Source organism: Pseudomonas sp. P39-UII1, from assembly GCF_039672635.1.
Lineage (GTDB): Bacteria > Pseudomonadota > Gammaproteobacteria > Pseudomonadales > Pseudomonadaceae > Aquipseudomonas.
The window spans coordinates 255,561-281,076 of the sequence record NZ_JBDFPP010000002.1 but is presented as its reverse complement, the minus strand read 5'-3'; the positions used below and the strand labels follow the sequence as shown (position 1 = coordinate 281,076).

Annotated in this window: 25 protein-coding genes; 17 read left to right on the top strand and 8 right to left on the bottom strand. The window is 51.6% G+C overall.

Annotation, left to right across the window (positions count from 1 at the left end; translation table 11 throughout):
- Window positions 1-82 precede the first annotated feature (82 nt).
- Both ABEH27_RS04010 and ABEH27_RS04005 read left to right on the top strand, forming a co-directional pair.
- A complete protein-coding gene (locus ABEH27_RS04010; RefSeq protein ID WP_346612311.1) occupies window positions 83-1,069 on the top strand; it encodes a hypothetical protein in 987 nt (328 codons plus the stop codon).
- A 72-nt stretch (window positions 1,070-1,141) separates the two neighbouring features.
- A complete protein-coding gene (locus ABEH27_RS04005) occupies window positions 1,142-1,321 on the top strand; it encodes a CsbD family protein (RefSeq protein WP_027919235.1) in 180 nt (59 codons plus the stop codon).
- Window positions 1,322-2,198: 877 nt separating this feature from the next.
- Here ABEH27_RS04005 and ABEH27_RS04000 read toward each other — a convergent pair.
- Together ABEH27_RS04000 and ABEH27_RS03995 are read right to left on the bottom strand one after the other, a co-directional pair.
- Entirely contained in the window at window positions 2,199-3,143 is a 945-nt protein-coding gene (locus tag ABEH27_RS04000; protein WP_346612310.1) for a transporter, read from the bottom strand.
- A gap of 161 nt (window positions 3,144-3,304) precedes the next feature.
- Window positions 3,305-4,069 carry an SDR family NAD(P)-dependent oxidoreductase gene (locus tag ABEH27_RS03995; RefSeq protein ID WP_346612309.1) on the bottom strand — a complete coding sequence of 255 codons (765 nt, stop codon included), beginning with the start codon at window positions 4,067-4,069 and terminating at the stop codon, window positions 3,305-3,307.
- Between the two features lie 293 nt (window positions 4,070-4,362).
- On the opposite strand from ABEH27_RS03995, the gene ABEH27_RS03990 reads away from it, so the two are divergent.
- A complete protein-coding gene (locus tag ABEH27_RS03990) occupies window positions 4,363-5,301 on the top strand; it encodes a LysR family transcriptional regulator (protein ID WP_346612308.1) in 939 nt (312 codons plus the stop codon).
- 88 nt (window positions 5,302-5,389) lie between these two features.
- Here the strand turns inward: ABEH27_RS03990 and ABEH27_RS03985 are convergent, their stop codons facing one another.
- From ABEH27_RS03985 to ABEH27_RS03970, 4 genes are all read right to left on the bottom strand, one after another.
- Window positions 5,390-5,779 (bottom strand): nuclear transport factor 2 family protein, encoded by a 390-nt coding sequence (locus tag ABEH27_RS03985; RefSeq protein WP_346612307.1) that lies wholly within the window; start codon window positions 5,777-5,779, stop codon window positions 5,390-5,392.
- A gap of 42 nt (window positions 5,780-5,821) precedes the next feature.
- Complete coding sequence (locus ABEH27_RS03980; RefSeq protein ID WP_346612306.1) at window positions 5,822-6,295, bottom strand: SRPBCC family protein; 474 nt, start codon at window positions 6,293-6,295, stop codon at window positions 5,822-5,824.
- Window positions 6,296-6,357: 62 nt separating this feature from the next.
- Window positions 6,358-7,122 carry an SDR family oxidoreductase gene (locus ABEH27_RS03975; protein ID WP_346612305.1) on the bottom strand — a complete coding sequence of 255 codons (765 nt, stop codon included), beginning with the start codon at window positions 7,120-7,122 and terminating at the stop codon, window positions 6,358-6,360.
- Between the two features lie 190 nt (window positions 7,123-7,312).
- Window positions 7,313-8,233 (bottom strand): LysR substrate-binding domain-containing protein, encoded by a 921-nt coding sequence (locus ABEH27_RS03970; RefSeq protein ID WP_346612304.1) that lies wholly within the window; start codon window positions 8,231-8,233, stop codon window positions 7,313-7,315.
- Window positions 8,234-8,807: 574 nt separating this feature from the next.
- Between ABEH27_RS03970 and ABEH27_RS03965 the strand changes: the two genes are divergently transcribed.
- The gene (locus ABEH27_RS03965; protein ID WP_346612303.1) at window positions 8,808-10,028 is read left to right on the top strand and encodes an MFS transporter; all 1,221 of its coding nucleotides are present in this window, start codon (window positions 8,808-8,810) and stop codon (window positions 10,026-10,028) included.
- Between the two features lie 54 nt (window positions 10,029-10,082).
- Here ABEH27_RS03965 and ABEH27_RS03960 read toward each other — a convergent pair whose 3' ends face one another.
- On the bottom strand, window positions 10,083-11,003 hold the full coding sequence (locus ABEH27_RS03960; RefSeq protein WP_346612302.1) for a LysR substrate-binding domain-containing protein: 921 nt from the start codon (window positions 11,001-11,003) through the stop codon (window positions 10,083-10,085).
- 105 nt (window positions 11,004-11,108) lie between these two features.
- Between ABEH27_RS03960 and ABEH27_RS03955 the strand changes: the two genes are divergently transcribed.
- From ABEH27_RS03955 to ABEH27_RS03925, 7 genes are all read left to right on the top strand, one after another.
- The gene (locus tag ABEH27_RS03955; RefSeq protein WP_346612301.1) at window positions 11,109-11,963 is read left to right on the top strand and encodes a pirin-like C-terminal cupin domain-containing protein; all 855 of its coding nucleotides are present in this window, start codon (window positions 11,109-11,111) and stop codon (window positions 11,961-11,963) included.
- Window positions 11,964-12,005: 42 nt separating this feature from the next.
- Window positions 12,006-13,496 carry an amidohydrolase family protein gene (locus tag ABEH27_RS03950; protein WP_346612300.1) on the top strand — a complete coding sequence of 497 codons (1,491 nt, stop codon included), beginning with the start codon at window positions 12,006-12,008 and terminating at the stop codon, window positions 13,494-13,496.
- Window positions 13,497-13,578: 82 nt separating this feature from the next.
- Window positions 13,579-14,082, top strand: a complete 504-nt coding sequence (locus ABEH27_RS03945; protein WP_346612299.1) for a MarR family transcriptional regulator — start codon at window positions 13,579-13,581, stop codon at window positions 14,080-14,082.
- A 55-nt stretch (window positions 14,083-14,137) separates the two neighbouring features.
- On the top strand, window positions 14,138-15,628 hold the full coding sequence (locus ABEH27_RS03940) for an efflux transporter outer membrane subunit (RefSeq protein WP_346612298.1): 1,491 nt from the start codon (window positions 14,138-14,140) through the stop codon (window positions 15,626-15,628).
- 14 nt (window positions 15,629-15,642) lie between these two features.
- The gene (locus tag ABEH27_RS03935; RefSeq protein ID WP_346612297.1) at window positions 15,643-16,824 is read left to right on the top strand and encodes an efflux RND transporter periplasmic adaptor subunit; all 1,182 of its coding nucleotides are present in this window, start codon (window positions 15,643-15,645) and stop codon (window positions 16,822-16,824) included.
- 4 nt (window positions 16,825-16,828) lie between these two features.
- Entirely contained in the window at window positions 16,829-18,349 is a 1,521-nt protein-coding gene (locus tag ABEH27_RS03930; RefSeq protein ID WP_346612296.1) for an MFS transporter, read from the top strand.
- A 96-nt stretch (window positions 18,350-18,445) separates the two neighbouring features.
- A complete protein-coding gene (locus ABEH27_RS03925) occupies window positions 18,446-19,363 on the top strand; it encodes a LysR family transcriptional regulator (protein ID WP_346612295.1) in 918 nt (305 codons plus the stop codon).
- 78 nt (window positions 19,364-19,441) lie between these two features.
- On the opposite strand, the gene ABEH27_RS03920 is transcribed toward ABEH27_RS03925, so the two are convergent.
- Window positions 19,442-20,371, bottom strand: a complete 930-nt coding sequence (locus ABEH27_RS03920; protein ID WP_346612294.1) for a LysR family transcriptional regulator — start codon at window positions 20,369-20,371, stop codon at window positions 19,442-19,444.
- A gap of 131 nt (window positions 20,372-20,502) precedes the next feature.
- Here ABEH27_RS03920 and salA point away from each other — a divergent pair, with 131 nt between their 5' ends.
- The 6 genes from salA to ABEH27_RS03890 all read left to right on the top strand — a co-directional run bounded on the left by salA (window position 20,503) and on the right by ABEH27_RS03890 (window position 25,513).
- Window positions 20,503-21,768 (top strand): salicylate 1-monooxygenase, encoded by a 1,266-nt coding sequence (salA, locus tag ABEH27_RS03915; protein WP_346612293.1) that lies wholly within the window; start codon window positions 20,503-20,505, stop codon window positions 21,766-21,768.
- Between the two features lie 94 nt (window positions 21,769-21,862).
- Window positions 21,863-22,642 (top strand): SDR family NAD(P)-dependent oxidoreductase, encoded by a 780-nt coding sequence (locus tag ABEH27_RS03910; protein ID WP_346612292.1) that lies wholly within the window; start codon window positions 21,863-21,865, stop codon window positions 22,640-22,642.
- 340 nt (window positions 22,643-22,982) lie between these two features.
- Window positions 22,983-23,891: an NAD(P)-dependent oxidoreductase gene (locus tag ABEH27_RS03905; protein WP_346612291.1), complete on the top strand. Its 909-nt coding sequence runs from the start codon at window positions 22,983-22,985 to the stop codon at window positions 23,889-23,891.
- A complete protein-coding gene (locus tag ABEH27_RS03900; RefSeq protein WP_047933042.1) occupies window positions 23,881-24,195 on the top strand; it encodes an NIPSNAP family protein in 315 nt (104 codons plus the stop codon). Before ABEH27_RS03905 ends, ABEH27_RS03900 begins: the two co-directional genes overlap by 11 nt.
- A 12-nt stretch (window positions 24,196-24,207) precedes the next feature.
- Window positions 24,208-25,134 (top strand): VOC family protein, encoded by a 927-nt coding sequence (locus tag ABEH27_RS03895; RefSeq protein ID WP_346612290.1) that lies wholly within the window; start codon window positions 24,208-24,210, stop codon window positions 25,132-25,134.
- A gap of 1 nt (window position 25,135) precedes the next feature.
- Window positions 25,136-25,513, top strand: coding sequence for a YciI family protein (locus ABEH27_RS03890; RefSeq protein ID WP_346612289.1), 378 nt, complete (start codon window positions 25,136-25,138; stop codon window positions 25,511-25,513).
- Window positions 25,514-25,516 lie beyond the last annotated feature (3 nt).

The window sequence follows — 25,516 nt, the reverse complement described above, 5'->3', positions numbered from 1 at the left end:
TGTGACCTGCAAACTGGCCTTGACGTTGCACCAGAGGTATCAATTGCTGGTGCTGCCAGTCTCAACTCACGAGGATGCATAGATGACTGAATCGTATGTGACCGCCCCAGCCAATGCTGTCAGCACGCTGCGGGTATCCTGGAGCGCCGTGTTCGCAGGTGGCGCCATCGCCTTGGCCAGCTACCTGCTACTCAGTGTGCTGGGAACGGCCATCGGCGCCGGCGTCGTGGATCCGATGGCTGAAGGCAACCCCTTGCGCGGCTTTGGTACGGGCGCGGGGGTGTGGTTGTTCATCAGCACGCTGCTCTCCGTGGTTGCCGGTGCCTGGGTGGCCGGCCGTACCGCACCTACCCGGGGGGGCCTGCATGGTCTGCTGAGTTGGACAGTGACCACGCTGATGGCTACCTGGCTGCTGGCCTCGTTAGCCGGCAGCGTGGTTGGTACCGCTGGGAACATTGCCGGCAAAGGCCTCTCGCTCGCCGCCAATGGCGTCGCTGCAGCCGCTCCAGGTGTAGGCCAAGGCATCAAGGAGCAACTGAACAAGCGGGGTATCTCGCTCGACTGGGACAGCCTGGAAGCTGAGTTGAACAAAACACTGGAGCAGTCCGGCAAGGCCGAGCTGAATCCCTCGACCTTGGAGCACAAGGCCGATCAGGTTCAGGCTCAAGGTGAGTCGGCAGGCCAGGTCGCGGCCGAAAACCCGCCCCTGGCGATCGACCAGCTCAAGCAGTGGTTCGATCGGGTACGCAAGGCGGGTGAGCCTGCCCTAAGCGCGGCAGACAAGGAAGCCTTGGTCAACATCGTTGCTGCGCGTACCGGCAAGAGCCAACAGGAGGCCGAGCAAGTGGTCGATAACTACGCCCGTGCCTATAAACAAGCCGCCGAGCAGGTTCAGGCTCTGAAGGAACAGGCAGAACAGCAGGCACGCGAAGCGGCTCAGGTCGCCGCCAGCAATGTTTCGAAAGCAGCCTGGGGCACCTTGGTAACGCTGCTGATCGGCGCCGCCTTGAGCTTTGCAGTAGGCCGCTTCGCGTTGTCTTCACGCAAGATCCCTGTCATTGCTGAGTGACACGCAATTCAATCGATGCACGCATGTCTCATCCAACCAATGTTTCACTGATGATTGTCGAAGGAGAAAACCATGAGTAGCACTTCGGACAAAGTAAAAGGCATGGCTAACGAAGCTGTCGGCAAGGTCAAGCAAGCCGTAGGCAAGGCCACCGGGAACACGGAACTGGAGTTGAAAGGTAAACTGCAGGAGAAAAAGGGCGAAGCGCAGCAGGTAGTCGGTGAAGTAAAGGACGCAGTCACCAAGGATTAACCTGGTCACCTGCTGATGAATAAAAGGTCGCCCGAGGGCGACCTTTTATTCAGCGCGCCTTGCTAGGCCGTTCAAATGAGATTGAACTGGGTCTACACCGGATAAAGTGTCCGCTATGGGTCAAAAGCGGTCAGTGATGGGGGGCGTTCGACCTAGAGCTGATGCGCCAACCTGGTTGCAGTCATCCCTCCTGAATACGCCGCAAGGCTAAGCGCAAAAGCTTAGGCATGGCCACCGGCCGCACTGCCTGCCGTAGTATCAAGAGGTGAGACGCTTCAAGAGATTTCCGACGGGGGGAATAGGTCTTAGGACGGCTGTCGTGAACCGATCCCTGGCGTCCCCAGGGGTCGGCCCTAACGGGCTTCCATCCTCACGCCTCTGGCCCTTTGGGCCGGCGCGCTCCGCTTGCCATTTGACCACAAGATTCAACGACGTGAACCGTCGCAAATCCCCGTCGCAGATCACGCACATATGACTGGCCAGGCGCTGAGAGGATCCCTGTGATGACATTGTCGGGACTTTTCCTTTACCCAATTTTCACGACACCTAGGCAACACTCGTCCTATCCCTACGTGTGATAGAAGCTCCCATTAGCCCGACTAGCAGCGGGCTTTCTTTTTCGCGCAATTACCTATCGATTTTGGCCCGTTGGCTTGAGCATTATCCGCCTCTCTGAGGGTTGTTAGACCTTACAATAATCACCATAAATAGAGTTAGTAGGTCAGGTAGAGTCGAACATTGTCGCGGTCACTAGGGTATGTGCTTCGTAAGGCCGCCCTGCTCTCGACACGGCGTGTAGAGAGAGGGCGCGATCCGCCTAGCAATCCGCCCTCGCAGGTAGCCATGCTACAGAAGTGCACCCTGATGAGATCACCAGCTAAAAAGGCAATACAGCCTGAAACCACACACGATCTCCCTGCGCTCGGTTCTCCACCAACGCTTCATGCTGCCACTTGAGAACAAGAGTCATATTCTCATTGTGGAATTTCACCGAAGGGCCGAAACCAAAAACCTGACCACGATTGCCGTTATTAGCCACGCTCACACCGTGAACTTCGTCATCGCTAACCTGCTTGTATGCATAGCCACTGATTCCTGCCTGCCAGTTATCGGATACATCATAAGCCACATGATAATCAATATTTACTTCTCGACCTGAACGATAGTCAGTATCTGAATTGCGCTGATTGATCATGTAGATAAACTTTGCACTCACCTCCAGTTTATCTGTCGGATAGGCAGTGAATGAGTACCAGGGAGAAAATGACCACACATTATTTCCAACGTTGAACAACTTTTCCTTGTCATACCCGCCTGTCGGGGCATAAAGATCAAGGCCGACCATCTGGTACAAGCCTGGAGCGTCCCATCCCAGGAATACAGGTGTAAAAGCGAGGTTACCCAATCCTTCATCTTTTCCGCTATAACGCACTCGCCCCTGTGGGGTGTTAGCATACCAGCTAACTTGACCATCGATATAGGTTTGAGCAGCCCGACTGGCAACAGTGGCACCGAGGAACCTAAAATCGGAATAGACATAGTACATGCATAATGCAACGGCCTCGTAACTAAGTTTGAAATCGTCAAGTCCACCTTGTTGATGACCATCTTGATCGCGCGCTTCAGTTGCCTTGTATGCCGTACTGTAGAGGAAAGCGTTAAATCCAGGAGGAGGTATACGCCCCGCCAGCACAGTATCCAAGCCCAGGGGGTAAGCCGTACTGTTAGATTCCACAGCTTGAACATTCGAGGCAAGCAGCAAGGCTATCGCTGCGCAAATACCATAACGTCTAAAAGGAAACACAGAGGGGACACGCATCATGGCCTACGTCTCGTAAATATTATTATTGTGATTTACGAAGCTCTTGCAACTGTCTCGGCCTGGAAACCAAACCCGTCAAGTGGCCTGGGAGACCTTGACAAAAAGGAAGAGCTCGGAGCAGTTAAATACCGCCAGATAGATTACGCATTCAAACTGTGGTGCTACCAAGAGGAGGTGCCACCGTCGACGCGGAGGTCGGCAGCGGTAATAAATGAGCTTTCATCTGAAGCGAAAAACAACGCGGCTGACGCAACCTCTTCAGGTGTGCCCATGCGGCCAAGCATGATTTTGTCCAGCATTGTCTCAGACCAGACAGGGTCTTTTAGCAGAGGCCTGGTCTGGTTGCTCTCGATGAGGCCTGGAGAAATGCTATTTGCTCTAAGCCCATGAACACGGCCTTCCATAGCCAACTGTCGGGTCATAGACAGTACTGCGCCTTTTGCAGCCGAGTGAGCGATACCAGGAAGCAACTTATAGCTCGCCCAGGCGGACACTGAAGCAGTGTTGATAATGGAGGCGCCCGGAGCCTTGATTAATGCTGGCCAAGCGGCCCTGACCATATGGAAGACAAGATTAACTTCCTGATCAATCGTACGGTACCAGTCCTCGTCACTTATCTCGTCAACCCAACCGAAATAAGCCATCGCAGCGTTGTTAAAAAGCACATCGACTCGACCGTAACTCGACAGTGCCAAATCAACCAGCCCAGCGCAATTTGCAGGATCGGTCAGGTCGCATGGGCTCATGGAGACCATATCACCGCCTTGCTGAGTAACCAGTGCCAACGTTTCCTCTGTAGCGCAAGGATTGATGTCACATCCAACCACTTTGGCACCCTGCTTAGCAAAGAGCAGGGCTGCTGCGCGCCCCATCGAGCCGCCAGTACCAGTGATGATGCAAACTTTATTATTCAAACGCAACGACATGGACATTCCTTATTTATTATTTTTGGAGTATCACGACAGCAAGCTAACTCGGGAAGATCTTGCGAGCCTGAGCGGAATGTAGCTAGCATCGACGGCGCTTGACTACAGTCAAAAAAACCAAGGAATAGTGCAAATATGCACCAATAGCTCCGGAGTGAATCAATCGATCAACATATAGAACTGCTGAACGCGCTCTTGATCCGTCAATCCCGCCTGCACACTTGCCTATCAAGGCTGTTGTTTATATATTCAACACTGGAGACCACCCCGAACACAAGTACAGGCGAATAACAGTGAAAGATCTTAATGACCTTTATTATTTTGTGTTAGTGGTTAAGCACGGTGGATTTTCTGCGGCTGCGCGCGCGACAGGGATAGAAAAAACGTTACTCAGCAGACACATCGCAAATCTGGAGAAACGCTTAGGCGTTCGCCTTTTGCATCGGACGACGCGCCACGTGTCATTAACGGAAGCCGGCCAAAACTTCTTTTCCCTGAGCCAACCTGTTATTGAGGGCGTTCATACGGCATACGAAAGTGTTGAGCAATTGCAACATGAGCCCGGCGGACTGGTTAGACTAAGTTGCCCGCAGGTGATGGCGCAGAGTTACCTTGCACCCATACTGCCTGGCTACATGGAAAAGTATCCAAAGGTACGGCTCGAATTAAATTCGGTCGACAGAGAAGTTGACATATTTGAAGAGCGCTTCGACGTCGCGTTACGAGCGCGCTCAAATATTCAAGAAACTGCCGGACTGGTCGCTAAGGACATTGGCTGGGCGCGGCAGATCCTTGTGGCAAGCCCTCGATACCTAAATCGAGTAGGCCGCCCTATGACAATCAAAGCCCTAACTAGCTTGGACACTCTCACCCGGCCTGGAGATGTCTATGACGGCATGGGGCGCTGGATGTTGCGCACCGCGGACAGTGAAGACCTCATGATCCACCATAAGCCGCGCTTTGTTTCCGATGACCTTCGAATGCAGTTAGAAGCGGCAGTAAATGGGTTAGGCGTGGCCTTACTACCTGAACCTATCGCATCCGCTTCGATCCACTGCGGAGGATTGGAAATTGTGCTACCGGATTGGACAGGCGCTACTCACATCGTGCACTTGCTGTATCCGAAGCCCAAAGGAATGCTGCCTTCAGTACGCAGCCTGATCAACTACCTCTCTGACAACCTCCCCAAGAGCATTCAAGAGCGCAGCATAGTCATTGATCAGCCAGGATAGGGTTAACTATCCATGCATCCAGCAAGAATAGTCGATACGCTCAAGTATTGCACTCGGCTACCGTTCAAGGAATCCGAGTGCAATAAGACTACGAAGCTAGACGAGCCTCATTGCCCAGAGAACTCGAATAAAGCGGGCTCACATCAGCATAAATCCTGTAATCATCAATAAGCCCTTGGGTGTCGTATCGAAGAACGGCGCAGCAAGGTGCTACAAATACACTGCGGTCATGCTTGGTGTAGTGAGTATCAAAACGCAGAATAGTAGTGCCGCGCTCATTCCACTCGTCTAAAAGGACATGTTTAAGACCCGCAATGTTAGAAAAAAATGATTCGATGGCTGCTTGCACGCTATCCCTGCCGACGAGTTCAGGGGCATTGCCGAAGCGAAATTTAACATCACCTGCTAAATAGCTCACAAACCCATCGGCTGACATCATATCAATCTTGCGAAACATTTCTTCCTGCTCAGTATTCATTGCACACCTCTCATTTTTATAGTTTTAGGTAACTGCGCAGCATCAGTTCGATATCTCAGCCTGTTCGAGCAGTCGCCTACGAATTGCGTTAATTGTAGTATGGACTGCTCCAAGGTAAGACGCCTCCATGTTCTGAGCAAACACCTTTTCTTGCTCGTCACCAGTAGAGTCATCTAGCGAAAAATCGAAGACGAACCGCAGGTAAAGCACACCTGCTTCTTCCTCAATTAAATTTTTTATAACACCTCGCGCACTCCCAGAAAGCCGAACAAATTCTACACTCTGCTCCTCCGTTAATGTCACCAATTCCTGCAAGCGCTCATTATTCAAGACAATTTCGCGGATGAATTTCTCACCTTTATCTTCAACGATGATGCACTCAGTAATGGCATCTACATAGGGCACCGCATTTCGAGCCTTGCCAACAAGCCCCTCCCACAATTGAGCACGTGTCAAATGGGCTTTGCCAGCATCTGAGGAATCATTAACTTTTAAGCGACGACTTACATTGATCATGCTTTAGTCCATGCCTAGTGGATCTGACGACCGGGATAGCAAGGTGACCCTGTCGACTCCGGTCAGATTGAGAGGTAACCACCGTCTACAGCTAGAGCAGTGCCGGTAACAAAACTGGAGTCGTCCGATAGCAACCAAATTGCAGCTTTCGCAATTTCTTCCGGTTTGCCAAAGCGACCAATAGGATGCCGCTCTCGTAACGCCTGATATTGTTTGGCAAAATGAGGTTCGGCGCTAACCCTCGCGACCATTGGTGTTTCTACGATTCCAGGCATAATCGCGTTCACACGGATATTCTGTGTACCGTAATCAACAGCAGCCCCCTTCGTTATGCCGATTACCCCATGCTTTGCCGCTACGTAATCAGAAGCTGCAGATATCGCAACTGTACCTAAAGCTGAGGCAGTATTCACAATGGAGCCGCCTCCGCTTTCCAACATAGCCCTAATTTGATGCTTCATACAGTAGAACACGCCGGTAAGATCGATTTTCAACACACGATCCCAAGCAGCTGCTGAAAGCTCATGAAGAGGCAAATTCGTGTGTTCAACGCCCGCGTTATTAAATGCGCCGTGCAGCCGCCCGAACTGTTTCACCACATCGTTCACTGCGTGCGAGACAGCATCTTCATCAGTGATGTCGCAAGGAATCAAATACGCCTTTCCACCGCCTCCCGTCACAAGGCCTGCCGTTTCTTCGATCCCAGGAACATCCCGATCAAGCAAGACGACTCGCGCACCTGCTTTAGCAAACAACAACGCAGAGGCACGCCCAATTCCGCCAGATGCGCCAGTAATGATGATATTTCGATCGTTAAGATTACTCATGGTCTCACTCTTGGGGGTATGTGTTACGCCACCATATTCACCGAGCAGCCCATGTCATATACCCAAAAACACCAAAGCTTGGTGCACTGAAGCACCAATGTCCCAGGCAGACAGGCACAGGCAATGAGCTACACAGTAGGTGCCACACTGGCTGAGTTTTTAGCGAAGCGTCTATCCGCCCCCTGATAAGCTATCCCTCGCGACCATTTGCGCTGCCCATAAATTTTTCCAGGACTCCCCTCAGCCATCGCTCTGCTGGGTCGTTATCTGTAGTACTGAGCCAGACCATAGCTAGTTCGATAGAATCAGGCTCAAACGGCAGCGCTTCTGTCATCACCGCTCCAGAACCGATGAGAGCTTGGGCTGCAAAATCGGGACTGCAAGCCAGTAGATCAGTGCCGGTCAGAAGTCCTGGCAGGGAACTGAACTGGGGAACGGACAAGACGACATTGCGAGATCGACCAATCGCTCTTAACCAATCGTCGACTACTCCCTCGACCTTGCCGGTGGGTAAAACTTGCACATGAGGACGATCACAAAACTCGTCGAGAGTCAGGGGATGATGCGAAGTGCCGGAACGTAAAACCCGACCTCGCATGGAGCGAAGTACCTTACGCCGCGCATTAGCGGGCAGCGCCTTGGTCTGACTCACCCCTACGGTGACTTCTCCAGATACCAGAAGCTCAGGAAGCCGCCAGTAGTCGACCTGCGGAACGACGACGACCACATTGGGCGCTTCTGTTCTCAATGCTTGCAGAAAAGGTGGAAGCAACCCTGACTCCACATCATCTGACAAGCCGATTCTGAAGGTAATCGTGCTTGTGAAGGGGTCAAAATCACGAGTTAGGCTGAGAGCTATAGACATCGCATCCAAGGCGGGTGACAGATATTCTAAGGCCTCTAGAGCACGGGCCGAAGGCTCCATACGATTCCCGACGCGGACAAATAGCGGATCGTTGAACAATGCTCGAAGCCGTGACAACGCTGAACTCACCGTGGGTTGAGTGATAAACAACTTTTCAGCGGCACGTGTCAGATTACGCTCCTGCATCAGTGTCTCGAAAACGATCATGAGATTGATGTCAGCCTTCCGTAACTCATGTCTATTCATTTTTTTTCCTTCGAATTCGCTCCTACGGCCTGCTCAAAATGCATCCCTTGAGCAAAAAATTCACAATCAGCCCCTCCTATCAGCCGACGTCATAAGCCACGCGCGATTCTTAGCTGCCTAATATCCTCGCATTGCACCGGACATCCTTACCGAGCCACACCGGTCACTGTTGGTGCCCCCCCTTTCTCGCAGGAGAGGGCGCAGACCGGCAGGCGCAATCGGGGTTGAATCCCCGCCCGCTCGCCGGAGAGAACCACTAGGCGTATCAAATTAGGAAACCTACGACGTGAATCGTAGCACTGAGGTTTCTGAACCGTGCGGTCAACAATTGCCAATTGATTGAAGGCAATCATAACCGCTTCAAGACTTAACCAGCTCAATTTTTCAAATCGACTTATAAGCAACAGTGGTAGGTGCCAACAACCATAGTTTATTGCCAAGGAAAGTATCTTTCCTTATGTTGACAACAGCGAGGAAAAGGGATCGAACACGAAACCAAAAAACCCACCCGCTGCAAGCCCTAACAAAGATACGCCTCGGCAAATAAGAATCTACAATAAGATAGGCGCTAAAGATGAACACAAAAACCAAATGGCACGTTCTCATAGGTGGCTTCATCGCCTATCTATTTGACGCAATGGAGATTATTCTACTATCTATTGCCCTCCCTGTCATTCGACAGGATCTTGGGCTTAGTATTAATGAAGCGGGAGCGCTGGCCACAGCCACGCTGCTTGGAATCGGTGCCAGTAGTATTGTGACAGGATGGTACTCTGACAACTACGGACGACGCAAAGCACTCATCGCATCCTTGCTCGTCTTTGGCACACTAACGGCTGCTATCGCCTATGCAAGCGAACTTTACATGCTTTTACTTCTTCGGTTCGTATCGGGACTAGGTCTCGGTGGCGTTTGGAGTATTGTTTCAGCGTACATTGCCGAAACCTGGCCTCCTCAGCAGCGAGCGCGTGCAACAGCGTTTGTCATAAGCGCGTTCCCCATCGGCGCCATCCTGGCCGCAATGACTGCCAAATATATGCTTCCAGAATGGCGTACATTGTTCTTGTACTCTGGTATCGCGGTAGTACTGCCCATCGCCTACATTCTGTTTTTTGTGCCTGAATCACAGAGCTGGAGAAAACAGAAGGAAGCTGCAGTCGACCAGGGAAATGTTTCGATTAAAGAAATTTTCTCTACCGAGCTTCAGAAGACTACGATTCTGGGGACAACAGCAGCAAGCTTGGCTCTATTAGGTTACTGGGGGGCAAGCACGTGGCTCCCAAGCTATTTAGTTCAAGAGCGAGGTTTAAGCCTCGGTGCAATGGCAGGATTCATGGCGATCTTGAACTTTGGAAACTTCTTGGGCATGAATTTTTTTGGATATTTGGCTGACAAGATTGGAAAGCGAAACACCATCATTACCACCCTTCTCCTAACAGCAATAATGGTACCCGTATACGTCTACAGCTCCGACAGTCAGAGCCTCTTCTGGATCGGGCCGATTTACGCATTCTTTATCGCATTCGCCGGCCTTTTCGGTTCTTACTTCAGCGAGTTGTACCCAACCCGCGTAAGAACCCTGGGCACAGGGTTTTGCTTCAATGCAGGCAGAGGCCTAGCTGCATTCGCACCCATTCTGCTCAGCGGCATTGCGAGCTATTACAGCTTGGCAGCTGGGCTTATGGTTTGCGCCGGCTTCTTCGTGATTTCTGCAGTGGTTTTGACCCGTATGCCCTCCAGTCCTGCTGTGATTGCACATGATCGGGCGACTGAACATCCAGTTACAGCTAAATAATTAAGAATGTATCGGAGGCCTGTGCGCCTCCGATCAAATTTGTCTTTTAAATGCTTAAATGCTGCGCTCTTGAATGCTCGCAGGAAGGTGAAATATCAGATAATCAATCAGACTTCTAACTGACGGCAACATACCACGAGGCGGAGGATAAACAATGTGGATCTTATGTGCGGGTGCAGACCAGCCAGGTAGTACCATTTCCAACACTCCGGCCTGGATAGAGGCAGAAACAATAGGCTCTGGAAGAAGCGCTACCCCGATACCATGAATTGCCGATTCCAATTGAAGCCGTAAATCATTCGACGACAACCTTGGTGAGTGCATAACTGTCAACGGATCCTGGCCCATCGCGCTTAGTGTCCAGCGGGCAATACCATCGACGACATCAACTGGACGACACAATGTATCTAGTTCGGTTATGTCAGATGGAGATTTTGGCCTGCCAAACGAATCCAGAAAAGCCGGACTAGCGACTAAGACACGCTTAGCAGTACCCAGCTCTCTCGCAACCAAACCAGCATGATCTTGAATAGTTACATTAGCACGCAAGGCCAGATCGTAGCGTTCTTTCAAGAGATCAACGTCGACATCTGTAGCGTCCAGCTCAATCTTAACCTTTGGATGTGTTGCCAAATAGCCAGGTAGGATAGGTGCTAAATAGGACTGAGCCAGGATTTGTGGGCAACTTAAACGCACAGTACCACTGGGTTCCGCTCGCAAAGCGGCAACGCTTTCGAAAGCACTGTTAGCAGAATTCATCAGCTCCCTGGCGTGGACGTAAAGATGCTGCCCCGCCTCTGTTAAAGCGATGCTTCGCGTATTGCGTTGCAGCAGGCGAACGCCCAATCGCTCCTCCAATGAAGAGAGTCGCCTGCTCAGACGCGTTTTATCGATTCCGGTAGCCCTTGCTGCTGCTGAAAAACCACCGTATTCAACGACTGATGCAAAAAAAACTAAATCATTGACGTTATCCATGACCCCTCAGTGTTGCACAGCTGCAACAGCCCTTTGCGATTTATGATCTTAACGCAACGCGAGGTGAATAGTAAATTAGGTACAAAGTTTTTAAGGGTGCATTCGATGACCGACATTCAGATGTCTTCAGTTGTAGAGGCTGTGGCCGTTAAGCCGGTTGGTCATTTCTCAACGCGCAGACTCAACCTGGAGAGCCTGGGATTACTCAGCCGACCTGTAATGCGCTTTGATCATTATAGAATGTCCGGCAAGACGTTCTCGCCGAGTCCGCACGCAGGTTACGCACTAATTTCCTACGTATTAAACACATCCAAAGGGGCATTGAGGTGCAGAGACTCCCTTAATAACGATCTCACACTAGAGCCTGGTGATTTACTGTGGAGTCAGGCGTCATCAGGCTTGATTCATGATGAGTATCCTGCACGACCTGGTCACACAGTAGAGGCTTTACAAATCTGCGTAAACCTCAAGAGTTTCAATAAGCGGAGACCTCCAGAGGTTTCGTGGGTAAATGCTGAAATGATACCCACTGTTGCCGATAATTTGGGAAGTGAAATCAAAATTCTCTGCGGAAGATACCTTGACACATCCGGTGCGATCGAACAAGCGGAGCCATTCGATCTATTGGACGTCGCAATCTCTAACGAATTTGAATACACGCCGCGAAATAACAACAACTTTCTTATTTATGTTTTAGAGGGCGACGTACAAATAAATCGACTGGGAAACTTAACAAGCATCAAGCAATATGAGGCGATAGCTGGAAAGCTCGAACGCGCCCATGAAAGCGTAACAATCGGTGCAAATAAACCTAGTCGACTCCTGCTTTTATCAGGAAGCGACCCTAATGAAGAAATCGCGAGTTATGGGACTTTCATAATGAACTCCGAGAGCGAAATAACCGAAGCACTTGACAGGTATCGCAAAGGTGAAATGGGGCGACTTATGCCTTTACGATGAACATCAATACAACCCTGTATACAAGTTGAATAAGGAAAAATCATGTGCAAAATTTGTGACACCATCCGCAATAGCCAACAGTCGATACTTAATCAGAGCAACGCAGGTCAGGCCTGGATTCATAGCCTGACCGCCAGCGCTCACCAGCCCTTGAAACAATCGATCGAAATGCCAGCGAACGCTGGTAAAGTAGGCAGCAAAGTGCTGATCCGGGGTGGGAATATCCTCACGATGGATGATCAATTAGGCGATTTTGTGGGTGGCGACCTGCTCATCGAGGGTAATAAGATTGTGGCTATCGGCCACAACCTCAATGCTACAGGTGCTGAAATCATCGATGCGAAAGGCAAGATCGTTATGCCCGGTTTCATCGACACCCATCATCACCAATTTGAGACCGCCCTGCGTAGTACTCTGGTCAACGGGATGCTGGTAGACGACGGCACCGAACAAGGCAAAATCAATTATCTTTCCCATATTCTCGGTAATTTCGCTCCGGTTTATCGCCCAGAAGACGTTTATACGAGTGAGCTGTTCGGCTCATTAAGCCAACTGGACGCCGGCGTCACGACTGTACTCGACGTTTCTCAAATTCATCATTCTCCAGAACATACCGATGCAGCGGTGGAAGCATTGAAAGATGCAGGGCGGCGCAGCGTTCTGGGCTACTTTGAAGGACGCGGCGAAGGCTATCAATATCCTGAAGACGCTTACCGTGTGCGTGAACGGTATTTCGCTTCCGACGATCAACTTGTGACGATGGCAATGGGTGGCGAGGTGTACTTGCCGACCTGGGAGCGCGCTTGGCAGATCGCTAAAGACCTCGACCTAAGTGTAGCCTTACATGTGGTTGGTAGCATGGGGATGGCGGAGCACATGGAAAACATCGCCACCGCAGGTCTTCTGACTGATCGCCACCTTCTGATTCACATGACAGGCATGAGCGATGTGACTTGGGCCGCTGCGCGGGATGCAGGCTCTAAAGTCTCTCTCGCTGTCCCGATCGAGATGACTATGCGTCACGGCACTCCTCCAATTCAGAAAACTTTGGAAATGGGAATGCTGCCTTCCTTCAGCAGCGATGTTGAATGCACACTCACTGCCGATTTCTTTACCCAGATGCGCTCGGCACTAACGCTCCAACGAGGCCAGATCCATGAGCGCGCCCTGGCGGGTGAGCAAAATTTACCTGCTCTGCTCACAGCGCGTGATGTGATTCGATTTGCAACGATGGGTGGCGCTGAAGCACTGGGCCTGGGCCATCGCGTGGGCTCCCTTTCGGTGGGGAAGGCTGCTGACATTCTTCTCCTCGACTCCGAAGCACTGAATGTTGCACCGCTTAATAATGTACCTGGGGCTGTGGTCAGCCTGATGGAAAGAAATAACGTCGACACCGTAATTGTCGACGGACGAATCAAAAAATGGAAAGGTCATTTGATTGGGGTGGACATCCCGCGTCTCACTGCAGCAATCACTGAATCCAGAAATAACATCTTCAACCGCGCTGGCGTTAAGCCTGGCCTCTTTGATTGATTAAGGCTAGCTCGGGTGCTGGGTTGTCCAGCGCCCCGCTTATGAAGAGTGTCTTAGCGTAGACCTTTGCTGCATCAAACTCATGAAATCAAATGGTGAAGGCTCTATCATGAAAAATTTGAATCTGGATAGCGACATCCAATTGCTGCCTTTGATAATGAAGCTTCAAACGAAGCTCACGAGCGTGGTAAATAACGCACTTTTTTCATATGGCATCAGATACCCTCAGTACCGACTCCTTCAGATCTTAAGCACTAGCGACAGGCTGAACCCGTCATATTGCGCTCGTCAACTTTCCATAGAAAGTTCGAGCATGACAAAGCAGATTGACGCTCTAGAGAAGCTGAGATTGATTAGCCGACAATACGACAATAACGACCGTCGCTTTGTGTGGATACAGATCAACCAGGAAGGCAAAACAGTAGCCGCCGCGGCGAGAGAGGCGGTTAACTTGAGCATGAATGAGTTTCTAAGTGAGCTAAAAACACAAAAACTGGACAGTTTCATTGATATGTGCAGAGCGATGCTGTCATTGGCAAATTATCCCATTCAGCCAGATGACACCACCGAAGCGAGTCAGCTTTAGGAAATGCACCTCTTGGCACCAAAAGTTTTTTATTTATTGTTAAGCCGGTGAAATCATGGGCCTATCTAAAAATCCTTCGGGAATTTTCTCCCTCGTGTATAGCGTACGCAGCCTCGGCACACTGGGTTTTGTTCTGGTTGCTGCAGTGAGCCAGCTAGGATGTTCATTCAACGACCTTAAGCCGATGTCGCATCTGATCCCAGCGGAAGATCTTACGGTTCCGCTAGACTCGCAGGTGAAACTCTCTGCCGCGAACTGGCCAACCGCAGACTGGTGGAGGGCATTTGGAGATCCACAACTTAACGCGCTTGTTAACAAAGCCCTTACCAACAGCCCATCAATGAAGGCAGCAGCCGCGAAAATCAGGCAAGCTCAAGCTGTGGAAGGAATTCAAGCGGCCACCCTTCTGCCCAAAGTCGACGGCACGCTGTCAAGCACCAGAGAGAGATTCAGTGCCAACGGTACGACACCACCTCCCGTGGCAGGTACCTGGCAGTGGCTGAACCAGGGAAGCATAAACCTCAGCTATGAAATCGACTTCTGGGGTAAGAATGAAGCCGCTCTGCAAGCCGCCGTTGGGAGAACTCACGCATCGGAGGTTGAGGCTCAAGCTAGGAGTTTGGCTCTAGCAACAGCAGTCGTCTCAACCTATATCAATTTAAAGCTAAACAACGATGAACTGGATCTGGAGAATGCAGCCTTAAACAATCATCTGAAGGTTCTTGATCTAACAAACAAACGATTTGCGTCGCAGCTAGACTCACAGGTCAATGTGAAACAGGTTGAAGCGAGCATCCCCGCTAGTAGATCACGTATTGCCGAGCTGAGAGAAAATCAGGAACTGATCAAGACCAAGCTCGCCACGCTAACTGGCGAGGGCGCTTCAGCGGGACTCAACATAACAAGCCCTAAGCTTAAAACGCCTGGCACCTTTGGTTTACCCAGTCAGCTCACCGCCGAGCTGATCGGTCGCAGGCCAGATGTCGTAGCCCAACGTTGGCGAGTTGAAGCTACTGGAAACGACATTAGAGAAGCAAAATCACGCTTCTACCCAAATGTAAGCCTAACAAGCTTTGTGGGACTCCAAAGTCTCGGTTTTGACGTGTTCGCAAATGGCAGTAGTCGAGTTCTGGGCGTTGCCCCCGCACTGAGTTTGCCGATCTTTGAGGGCGGAAGACTGAGATCCAACCTAGCGCTTCAAAATGCCAACTATGATGAAGCGGTAGAAACTTACAATCAAACGATCCTTGATGCGATCAAAGACATATCAGACCAACTTACGTCACTCAAATGGTTTTCTGAAAGATATTCCCAGCAGCGCCTTGGCGTTGAAACAGCAACTGAAGCCGCATCGCTCGCCGAGCAAAGATATAGCGAGGGCCTTGCTTCATACATTGATGTCCTATACGCGCAGGATCAAGAAATCAGTCAACAGCGGGCGCTCGCGCAACTTAAGGCTAGAGGCCTGCTGCTCCACGCGGAATTAAGTCGCGCACTCGGCGGCGGTTACTCCCCCTTTGCAACGTCTGAAACTAACACCCAGTAATAACAGGTTCGAACATGAATACTGACAAACAAAATTCTCCAGATGCGGCCAAGCCTAAGTGGACGGCTGAAAAGGTGCTCATGGTTGTCGCAGGCGCTGGGCTGATCAGTGCACTCGTTTGGGTGTTTTTGCCCAGTACCACCGTCACAACCGAAGACGCCTATGTAGAAGGGAACATCGTCCAGGTGACAGCACAGATTGGCGGGACTGTGACAAAGATTTCTGCCGACAACACCGATCATGTTCAAGCTGGACATGGACTGGTCGAGCTCAGCAATGTTGATCAATCGGTAGGCTTCGAAAGAGCCAAGGCGCGTCTTGCTAAAGCAACCCGTGAGGTGAGAATTCAATATGCCCAGGTCAGACAAATCCAGGCTGAAGTTGACGTCAGGGCCAGCGACGTAACCAAGGCGAGGGCAGACCTCAACCGTCGCTTGCGCCTCGCCTCCACCGGCGCCGTATCGAGGGAAGAGGTCAGTCATGCCCAGGATGCGCTGAACAGTGCACTAGCAGGCCTCACAGCTGTCAATGAGCAGCTTGCGCAGCGAAAGGCAATGGTGGAAGGCACCGAGCTGAGGACACATCCAGACATTCTTACAGCAGCCTCCGACTTGAAAGATGCCTACATCGCCCTTCGTCGAACCACAATTGCAGCGCCTATAGATGGCACCGTAACCAAGCGTAATGTGCAAGTAGGTCAACGTATTAACCCGGGCAGCTCCCTCATGTCGGTGGTACCGCTGAATCGCGTATGGGTGAACGCCAATTTCAAAGAATCACAACTCCAGAACCTGAGAATAGGCCAGCCGGTTACCCTCACTGCCGACCTCTATGGTCGTAACGTCGAGTACAAGGGACACATCGAAGGCCTTGACGCCGGCACAGGTAGCGCTTTCGCTCTGCTCCCTGCTCAGAACGCTACAGGCAATTGGATCAAGGTGACACAGCGCGTTCCTGTACGGATCGCGTTAGACCAATCCGAAATCAAAAAACATCCGCTTAGGGTTGGTCTTTCCATGCGCGTTTCAGTCGACACACACGACCGTACCGGTCTTGTAATCTCTCCCGGCGTATCACCTGATAATACGTACTCCACAGACGTATTCAGCGGCGAGCTGAAGGATGCGGCGGAAATTGTCGAATCGGTAATTCGAGCAAACGAAGGCAGTGGCGCCAAGCCAGCAGGTGAAAGGTGAGATCATGAACAGCAAGTATTTCCCGCTCTTCACCATAGTGTTCATCTTATGTGCACTTGAATTTCTTCAAAGTGGAATGCTTGCGTTCGCCTCCGCACCGATCCGTGGAGAGATCGAGGCGAGCCCGGAAGAGTACAGTCTGGTCGCGGCCCTTTACGCGTGCCTTGCCGTTGTTGTTATCGCCAAGCTCCACTGGATCACGGAGCGCTTCGGATGGCGAAAACAAGTGCTGAGCTCCCTCGCCCTCTTTGTAACAGGCGCAGCACTATGTAGCGTGAGCAGCACGCTGACCGAGTTCACCGTAGGCAGGCTGGTCATGTGTCTCGGCGGCGCCTCTTTCATGACGACATCCCGCGTGCTCATAAACCTAATTCCACCAGGCCCGGCCAGGTTCACAGGAATCAAGGTGTTCGCTACAGGTCTGGCTGCCGGAACTGCCGCGGCCCCCTTCGTTGCGTCATTCGCGGTGGCCCACGATCATTGGCAGGCAATCTTCTGGATCCTAATCGGCCTAAGCATGATTGCCGCAGCGTTGGCCATTTTCAACCTTCCCAAGACGCCACCGGAGAAAGAAAAGTTAACACGCTCGAGCCCTTGGACTATTCTCACTCTTGCAACAGCATCCTTCTTCATACTTTACATCCTGCAGAAATCCTATTACGACTTCTACGCCAACGCAGAAATCATGGTTATTTTTGCGCTACTTGGAATCTTCGCACTCTATAGCTTCTTCCGCCTTGAGCATCGAAAAAGCAGTCCTCTCATCAAAATTGGTCGCCTAAATAGCTCACGTTACATTTATGGTGTGGCGATGTTCTCCTTCTGTTACATCGTTTTGGGTGCGAACAACTATGTGCTGCCGTCGTTTTTGCAAACAGGACTTGGATTTTCCTGGGAGACCATCGGTCACTTTCAGGCCATAGGCTTGACTTCGACCATTTTGACCTGGCTGATCATGATGCGGCTGCTGCCGAAGTATCCCAGCCCCAAAAAATACTTCATGGTGGGTTTCGCATCACTAGCGGCCTACGGTTGGATGCTGATGTCTGTAACTCCCAGCGCAAACATGTGGAAGGATATCCTGCCCGCATTGGCTCTTAACGGGTGTTTCATAATGCTAGTACTAGCAACCACCGCTATGCAGACATTCCGGGATGTTGCACACGAGGAGGAGCTATTTACTCACGCCCAACAAGTGAAGAACATGTTGGGGCAGATCGCCATGGCTATTGGAACCAGTATAGCGACTATTTTTCTTCAATACCGCTCTACCGTACACTACGGAAATATCAATGTTAACTTGGTGCCGGGTAACCCCACGTACGAGAGCCAAACTGCCACACTGTCATCCATCCTCGCTCTCGAACCCTCGATCAGTTCGTCCACTGGTGCTGCTTTGCTCCTGCAAAGCCAGGAGGTTAGCCGCCAGGCTACCTTGCTGGCAGGTATCGACTATTTCTGGGCTATCATCCTGATTGCTGCTGCATTCTTTTGCCTCCTGGCGTTGCAGAAGGTTTTCCGGTAATGGTCTGAGGCGGGGCGCGACTCCCCGCCCTCTCCCGACACGTCGATCTATGTTTAGGTCGCGAAACCATGAAAATAAGAATATCAGGGTATCCAATTGAAAGATCTTAATCTGCTGTATACTTTCGAAGCCCTGTGGCGTGATCATTCCGCCTCTGTAGCCGCAGAAAATCTGGGAGTAACCCAGGCAGGAGTTAGCGCTGCCCTGAAACGCCTGCGACAAGATTTTGGTGACAAGTTATTCACAGTGGTCGGACGCCGTATGGAGCCGACGCCTTTTGCAATCGAGATTGCTCCATTACTCTTACAATCACTCGAGTTAGCACGGGCAGCGAAAATTCACACGGTTAATTTCGACCCTTCAACTTGCAGAAAAAAATTTAAACTTCGCATGCGCGATATTGGTGAAGTTGTTTGCTTACCTTCGATCCTGGAACACGTCCTCAGTTCGGCACCAGAAAGCAAGATCGAAACTGAAGCCGGCTCCCTCGAAGACACACTTCAAGGACTTTCTACCGGACGAATTGATTTGGCGATCGGCTTTCTACCACAGCTTCAGACTGACATTCATTACTCGAATGTTTTCAAACAGAAGTATGTTTGCGTTTTCAGAAAAGGGCATCCTCTGGAAAAGCAAGAACTCACTTTTGAGACATTCCTTGCTCAAAAGCTTCTGTGCGTCGATGCTGTCGGCAGCGGACACTTTGCCTTAGAAAAGGCGTTGGTTGACTACTGTGGAAAGGAAAGCGTTCAGCTCAGAATCGCTCAGTCATTAGCAGCGCCTCATCTGCTTCTCACTACAAACCTGATATGGGTCGCACCAGAGGCGCTTGCCAAAACGTTTGAGAAAAATCTGCCCATTTGCATTCGCCCACTGCCCTTGGATATTCCGCCCTTCGAAATCGCGATGTACTGGCATGATCGCTATCATAGGGATCCCGAAAACAAATGGCTCAGGGAAACGGTTGGCCGGGCGCTAAAGGAGTCAGTTATCGGCTTGACCTACATGCCTTGATACATGGACGCCAAATTCCATGTGCCCATTCTGCGCGGCTCATCGGGTCGTGCATCCTCTCCCTCGAAGGCATACAACCTAGAATTTGAAAATCTTGTTGTATTCCGCTTCCAACCAGGACGGCCCCTCGGAATAAAGCTCTCGTGTCAGCTGCTTGATCGTCGCTACAAGACCGGACTCTTCCTCTGGTCTGTAGCTCATGATGAGTGGAGAAACCGCCTCCGGTTCGCTGATCAGTCGATAGGTCAACTCGGGCCTAAGGTGCCTGGCAGAGGCAGGAATGATACAGTAGCCCGATTCAGCAGATGCCAATCCCAGCGCCGTTTGAAGATCCCCAACAGCATGAATTTCCGAAGCAACCGAACCATGTGCTCGAAGCAAATTCGTGACCTGGTCAGCAAAGCTTGGATGAATGTGCGCTGGGTAAACGATAACAGGCAGATCACCGAGCTCCGACAGAGAGATCGGTGACGCTTCTGCAGCCAATGCAAACGTGGCTGGAAATGCGGCAAGCAATCTCTCCTCCCGCAGCACTGTTCGACAGACCTCCGTCGTCTCCGTGTACACACGGCCAAATCCTACGTCGATCCTGCCTTCCTTGAGCGCAAGGATCTGCTCTCCCGACGTCATTTCCACCCACTTGAAATCCAGGTCTGGACGGACTCTTCTCAGCCTTCGGATCACTGTGGGAAGTGCCGCATAGAGGGCTGATGCGACGAATCCTATCGTGAGCTTCTCACGCTCCCCCAACGCCACCCTTCTGGCGTTGTGAGCCATCTGCTCAACACGACCAATGACAGCCATTGAGTCCTCGTAGAAACGCCTTCCAGCCTCAGTTAGCTGGACTGGACGGGTCTCGCGCTTGAATAAGGCAAACCCCAACTCCTCCTCCAATAGCAGGATCTGCTTGCTCAACGAAGGCTGAGCCACATGTAGTAATTCAGCCGCGCGAGTGAAATTTTGCGTCTGGGCAACTGCGATAAATCGTTTTAGCTGGCGTATCTCCACAGCGTTCCCCTCATCAACCTACCCAGATACTATAGCCTGCAAGCTATGATAGATAGGTATAAAGTCTTGGACGTACCGGACTTACGCTGCGAAAAATTGGCCACCGACAATCACAAAACAAATGGTGCCCCATGAGCAAATCTCCCCTGCGTGTAGCAGTCATTGGCGGAGGCATCGCTGGTACTGCCCTGGCACTGGGCCTCAGCAAATGCTCTCACGTCAATGTCCAACTGTTTGAAACTGCCCCTGCCTTTGGCGAAATTGGAGCCGGCGTTTCTTTCGGCGTCAACGCCGTAGAAGCTATCCAACGATTGGGCATCGGCGAACTCTACAAGAGTGTTGCCGACAGCACCCCGGCCCCTTGGCAAGACATCTGGTTCGAATGGCGACACGCCCATGATGCATCGCTCGTTGGCGCCACCTTAGCGCCTGGGATCGGACAGTCCTCCATCCATCGTGCGGACTTCATCGACATGCTCGAAAAGCGTTTGCCTGCCGGCATCGCCTCCCTAGGCAAGCACGTCGTTGACTACACCGAGAACGACGAAAGTGTGACTCTCAATTTTGCTGATGGGAGCACCTACACCGCCGACGTAGCCATCGCTGCAGACGGGATCAAGTCTTCCATTCGAAATACGCTCCTGCGTACCGCTGGCCACGATGCCGTCCACCCGCAGTTCACTGGGACATCTGCTTACCGAGGTCTAGTAGAGACCTCTACCCTTCGTGAAGCCTACCGAGCCGCATCACTGGATGAGCATTTGCTGAACGTTCCGCAAATGTACTTGATCGAAGACGGCCATGTACTGACCTTCCCAGTGAAGAAAGGCAAACTGATCAACATCGTAGCGTTCGTATCTGATCGCAGTGTTGCCAAGCCGCAGTGGCCATCTGACCAACCCTGGGTTCGTCCTGCAACAACAGATGAAATGCTGCACCGATTCGCGGGTGCTGGGCAGGCGGTCAAGACGCTCCTCACCAGCATCAAGAGCCCGACTCTCTGGGCACTTCATGATTTTGACCCTCTGCCAACTTACGTGCATGGCCGAGTCGCTCTGATTGGCGATGCTGCACATGCGATGCTCCCCCACCAGGGTGCGGGCGCAGGCCAGGGCCTTGAGGATGCTTACTTCATGGCTGAGTTGCTCGGCAACCCTCTTCACGAAGCCAGCGACGTACCTGCTCTTCTGGAGGTATATGACGAGGTTCGTAGGGGGCGTGCCTCAAAGGTTCAGCTGACCTCCCGCGAGGCAGGTGAGCTCTATGAATACAGAACGCCTGGCGTTGAGAGCGATACGACCAAATTGAAGGCTTTGCTTGAAAGCCGCATGAACTGGATCTGGAATTACGATCTGGGTGCCGAAGCCCGCCTCGCAGTTAAGCCCTCCTACGCATAACCATCACAGGTACAAAGAGCGTATTCACGCACTTTGGAATCGCCCGGGTAGGCTTGTGCCGGCTCGGGCCGCAAATTATCGGAAAAGGTGACTCATGAACACTCTGAACGGGCAGGTTGCGATTGTTACCGGTGGTGCAATGGGTATCGGAGCTGAGATTGCTGCAGAGCTCGCCAGGCAAGGCGCCAAGGTAGCGATCACAGATATCAGCCCAGACAAAGCAAAAGCCATAATTAGCAAGATTCAGGAGGAAGGTGGCACCGCAGCTGCCTATTTTCACGACGTCACCAACGCTGAGTCGTCCCTCTCCATGGCGAGCGAGGTAGAAGCCTCACTAGGGCCAATTTCGGTTCTCGTCAACAACGCGGGAGTGTCAAAGCGCGTCCCGGTACTCGACATGGACGAGTATGAGTGGGATCGCGTCATGGATATAAATTTGAAGGGTACATTCTTCACGATCAAAGCCGTACTCCCCTTCATGCTCGAGCGGGCTTACGGAAGGATCATAAATATGTCTTCGGTGGTCGGGAAGAAAGGCTATCCAGAATTCTCCCACTACTGCGCTTCTAAATTTGCTGTCCTTGGTCTGTCGCAGAGCTTGGCGATCGAGTTGGCGAAGACTGGCGTGACCGTAAACTCAGTCTGCCCAGGTATTGTAATGACACCCCTGCACGACCAAATCGTCGCAGAAATGGCAGAGGCGCAAGGAATTTCATTCCAGGCCGCACTTTCAAACTTTTTATCGAATGTGCCCCAAGGCCGCGCCCAAACTCCCGCCGATATCGCGCGAGTCGTAACGTTCCTGGCCGCCAAAGAATCCGGCTCGATGACGGGAGGTTCTTACCACGTCGACGGCGGCATGGTGATGAGCTAATAGCCCATGCGTTAGCAGGCGCCTCCAAAGCTATGAAGGCGCCATCTGAAAAGCGCGCCTTCCAATCGGATTAATCAATTTCTGCACCTTATAGCTCTAGGCCTGTGGCTCGCAGGCCTAGAACTTCTTTGCGCCTTGAGAATCATGCTAAACCGACGAGTACGTGTGATATCCGATGATCTGGCGTTTAAACCAGAGACAGGATTTCAGTTAAAGCCATCGAACTACAACGAAGAATGCTAGCAACGCATAACTGACAGTGTTTGCCTGGCAATCCCATTCGCCTTACGGTTGGCTTATAGCAGTTCCTCAAAAATAAAGACAAAAAGAGATTTTCAGTATGCCTAATTTAACAGTAGGCATGGTAGGTATTGGGCAGCTCGGGCTCCCCATCGCTACCAAGCTCATCAATGCAGGCTTTCGAGTCGTCGGCTACCGCCGAACTGATCGTGAAGCGTTCGTTTCTCTTGGCGGGGTTGCCCTGAATACTCCTGCCGAAGTCGCCGACCAGGCTGATTTCATCCTGACATGCCTTCCCAGCGAATCTGCCCAGCTAGAAGTGATGGAGGGGAGCGCGGGGCTACTCGGCACGCTGACTACCTCCCACACCCTCATCGAGATGGGCACATACGATCGCGATTTCAAGTTGAGCCTTCAGCACCGCATCCAGCAAACGGGTGCCCAAGTGCTGGAGTCCGAGGTTAGCGGCTCTCCGCCAATGGTTGCACAGGGTAAGGCTGCACTGCTGCTCGGTGGCTCTGAAGAGCTGATTGATCATTGCCGTGAGGTCTTGAACGCCATCAGCCGAATTCAAATCCACATCGGTGAATTTGGCTCAGCCGTCACGATGAAATTGATCGCCAATTACCTCGTCACGATCCATACGCTTGCAGCTGCCGAAGCGATGAATCTTGGCATACGTGCGGGCTACGACCCCCAAAAGATTTTTGATGTTATCAGTCAAGGTGCAGGCGCCTCGGCAATGTTCAGCGTGCGCGGGCCTTTGATGGTCAGCCGCAACTACACCCCAGCGCCTGGGCCCTTCTGCACACTAGAGAAGTACATCCATATGTCAGGGGATCTCGCACAGAATCTCGGATGTGCGACTCCTCTTTTCTCAGCAGCTCAACCTTACTTCATGCGTGCATTGCAGGAAGGCCGTGGCGAACAAGACATCGCTGCGGTACTTGAACTGATCGATGCCGATTCCGCCCCACAAGCAGCAAGGAAACAATCATATGCTCATTGAACAGCGCGTTTATCACCTCAAGCCAGGCTCTCTTCATGAGTTTCTCAAAATCTACGAACTCGAAGGCCTGGCCATTCAATCTGAGGCTCTGGGAAATCTAATTGGGTACTTCCAACCACAGACGGGCGACCTGAACCGCGTTATCCATCTCTGGGGTTTTGAAAGCCTGGAAGATCGTAACTCGCGTCGAGCCGCTCTGTCTGCAAATCCAAAATGGCGAGAGTTCTTGGGCAAAGCAGGTGGCTTTGTCACAGCGCAACACGCCGAAATTCTCAGCGGTGCGAGTTTTTCACCTATCCGTTGACGGAGCATTTTCATGATCAAGTCATTGCATCACGTCGGCATGACCGTACCCAATCTGGGTATTGGTAGAACGTTTTATGAGGCTTTCGGCCTTGAAGCGAAAATTGCGGGCCATGATCTTGTGCTGCGTTGCAAAGGGCGCGATCAGGATCAAATTCGTTTAATGCCAGGCAGCCCAAAGCAGCTTAGCTATGTGGCGTTTGGCACCGACTCGAAAGGCTTCAAAAGCGTCCTCGATAACCTGGAGCGGTTGGGCGTGCCTATTGAATCGGCACCTTTTGAAATCGATTCTTCTGGTATCTGGTTCAAAGATCCCAGTAATGACTGGGTGCACGTCACTATCGCCGAATCTGCATCCGTTAAGGCTAAAGAGGTTCCGGAAATCAACACCCCGGGGCGGTATCGCCGCGTCAACGAGCGTGCGTGCACCCCCGCTTCGCAGAGCAAAAAAGCAACTCCGCTGCGGTTAGGCCATCTTATCAAGTTCACTCCAGACGTCACCCGCTCGGTTGAGTTCTACACCGAGGCACTGGGGATGAAGGTCTCCGATCAGGCAGGCGATGTCCTTGCTTTCCTGCGTTGCGGTTCTGGGGGCGATCACCACGTCTTAGGCCTGGCGAAGAGCAGCCACAGTGGTCTGCACCATCTGAGCTTCGAGGTGATGGACATCGACGAAATCCAGATGGGTGCTCAACACCTAATCAACCTGGGTTACAACAGCGCGTTTGGTCTTGGCCGCCATGTCGCAGGCTCTAATTACTTCCATTACATCCGCGACCCTTGGAATAGCCTGGTTGAGTATTTTTGGGATATTGACGTCATCACGGAAGACGATTCTGAGTGGGAACCTCTGAATGCGTCACCTCAGGAACTTACTGCAGTATGGGCGACCACTCCTCCGCCTCCTGAGTTTATCGAGAATTTTGAGGAGCGGAACTAAGATGCCTGTATCACAAGAGACAGTCAACTTGCTGCAGCGGATGCTCAATCTTCCGCTGTATGTGGTGTTACGCCACCCTTTAGACTTGAGCAAATTGCCAGACCTTCTAAGTGAACATTTGAAGTGGGCAATCGCAGCTGAACATAAAGGCGAGTTGTTTGCCTCCGGCCCATTCATAAAGGATGACTCACCACCCGGCTCGGCGGGAGGTATGAGTATCGTCCGGGCAAATGACTTAGCTCACGCAGAGTTGATTATTAAACAAGACCCCTTCATTACTGACGGTGTTTACACCTTTACCATCCAGAAATGGTTGTTTATGGAGGGCAGTTTTGACGTCCACGTCACGCTCTCCAATCAGCATGTTCAATATACGTAAGGC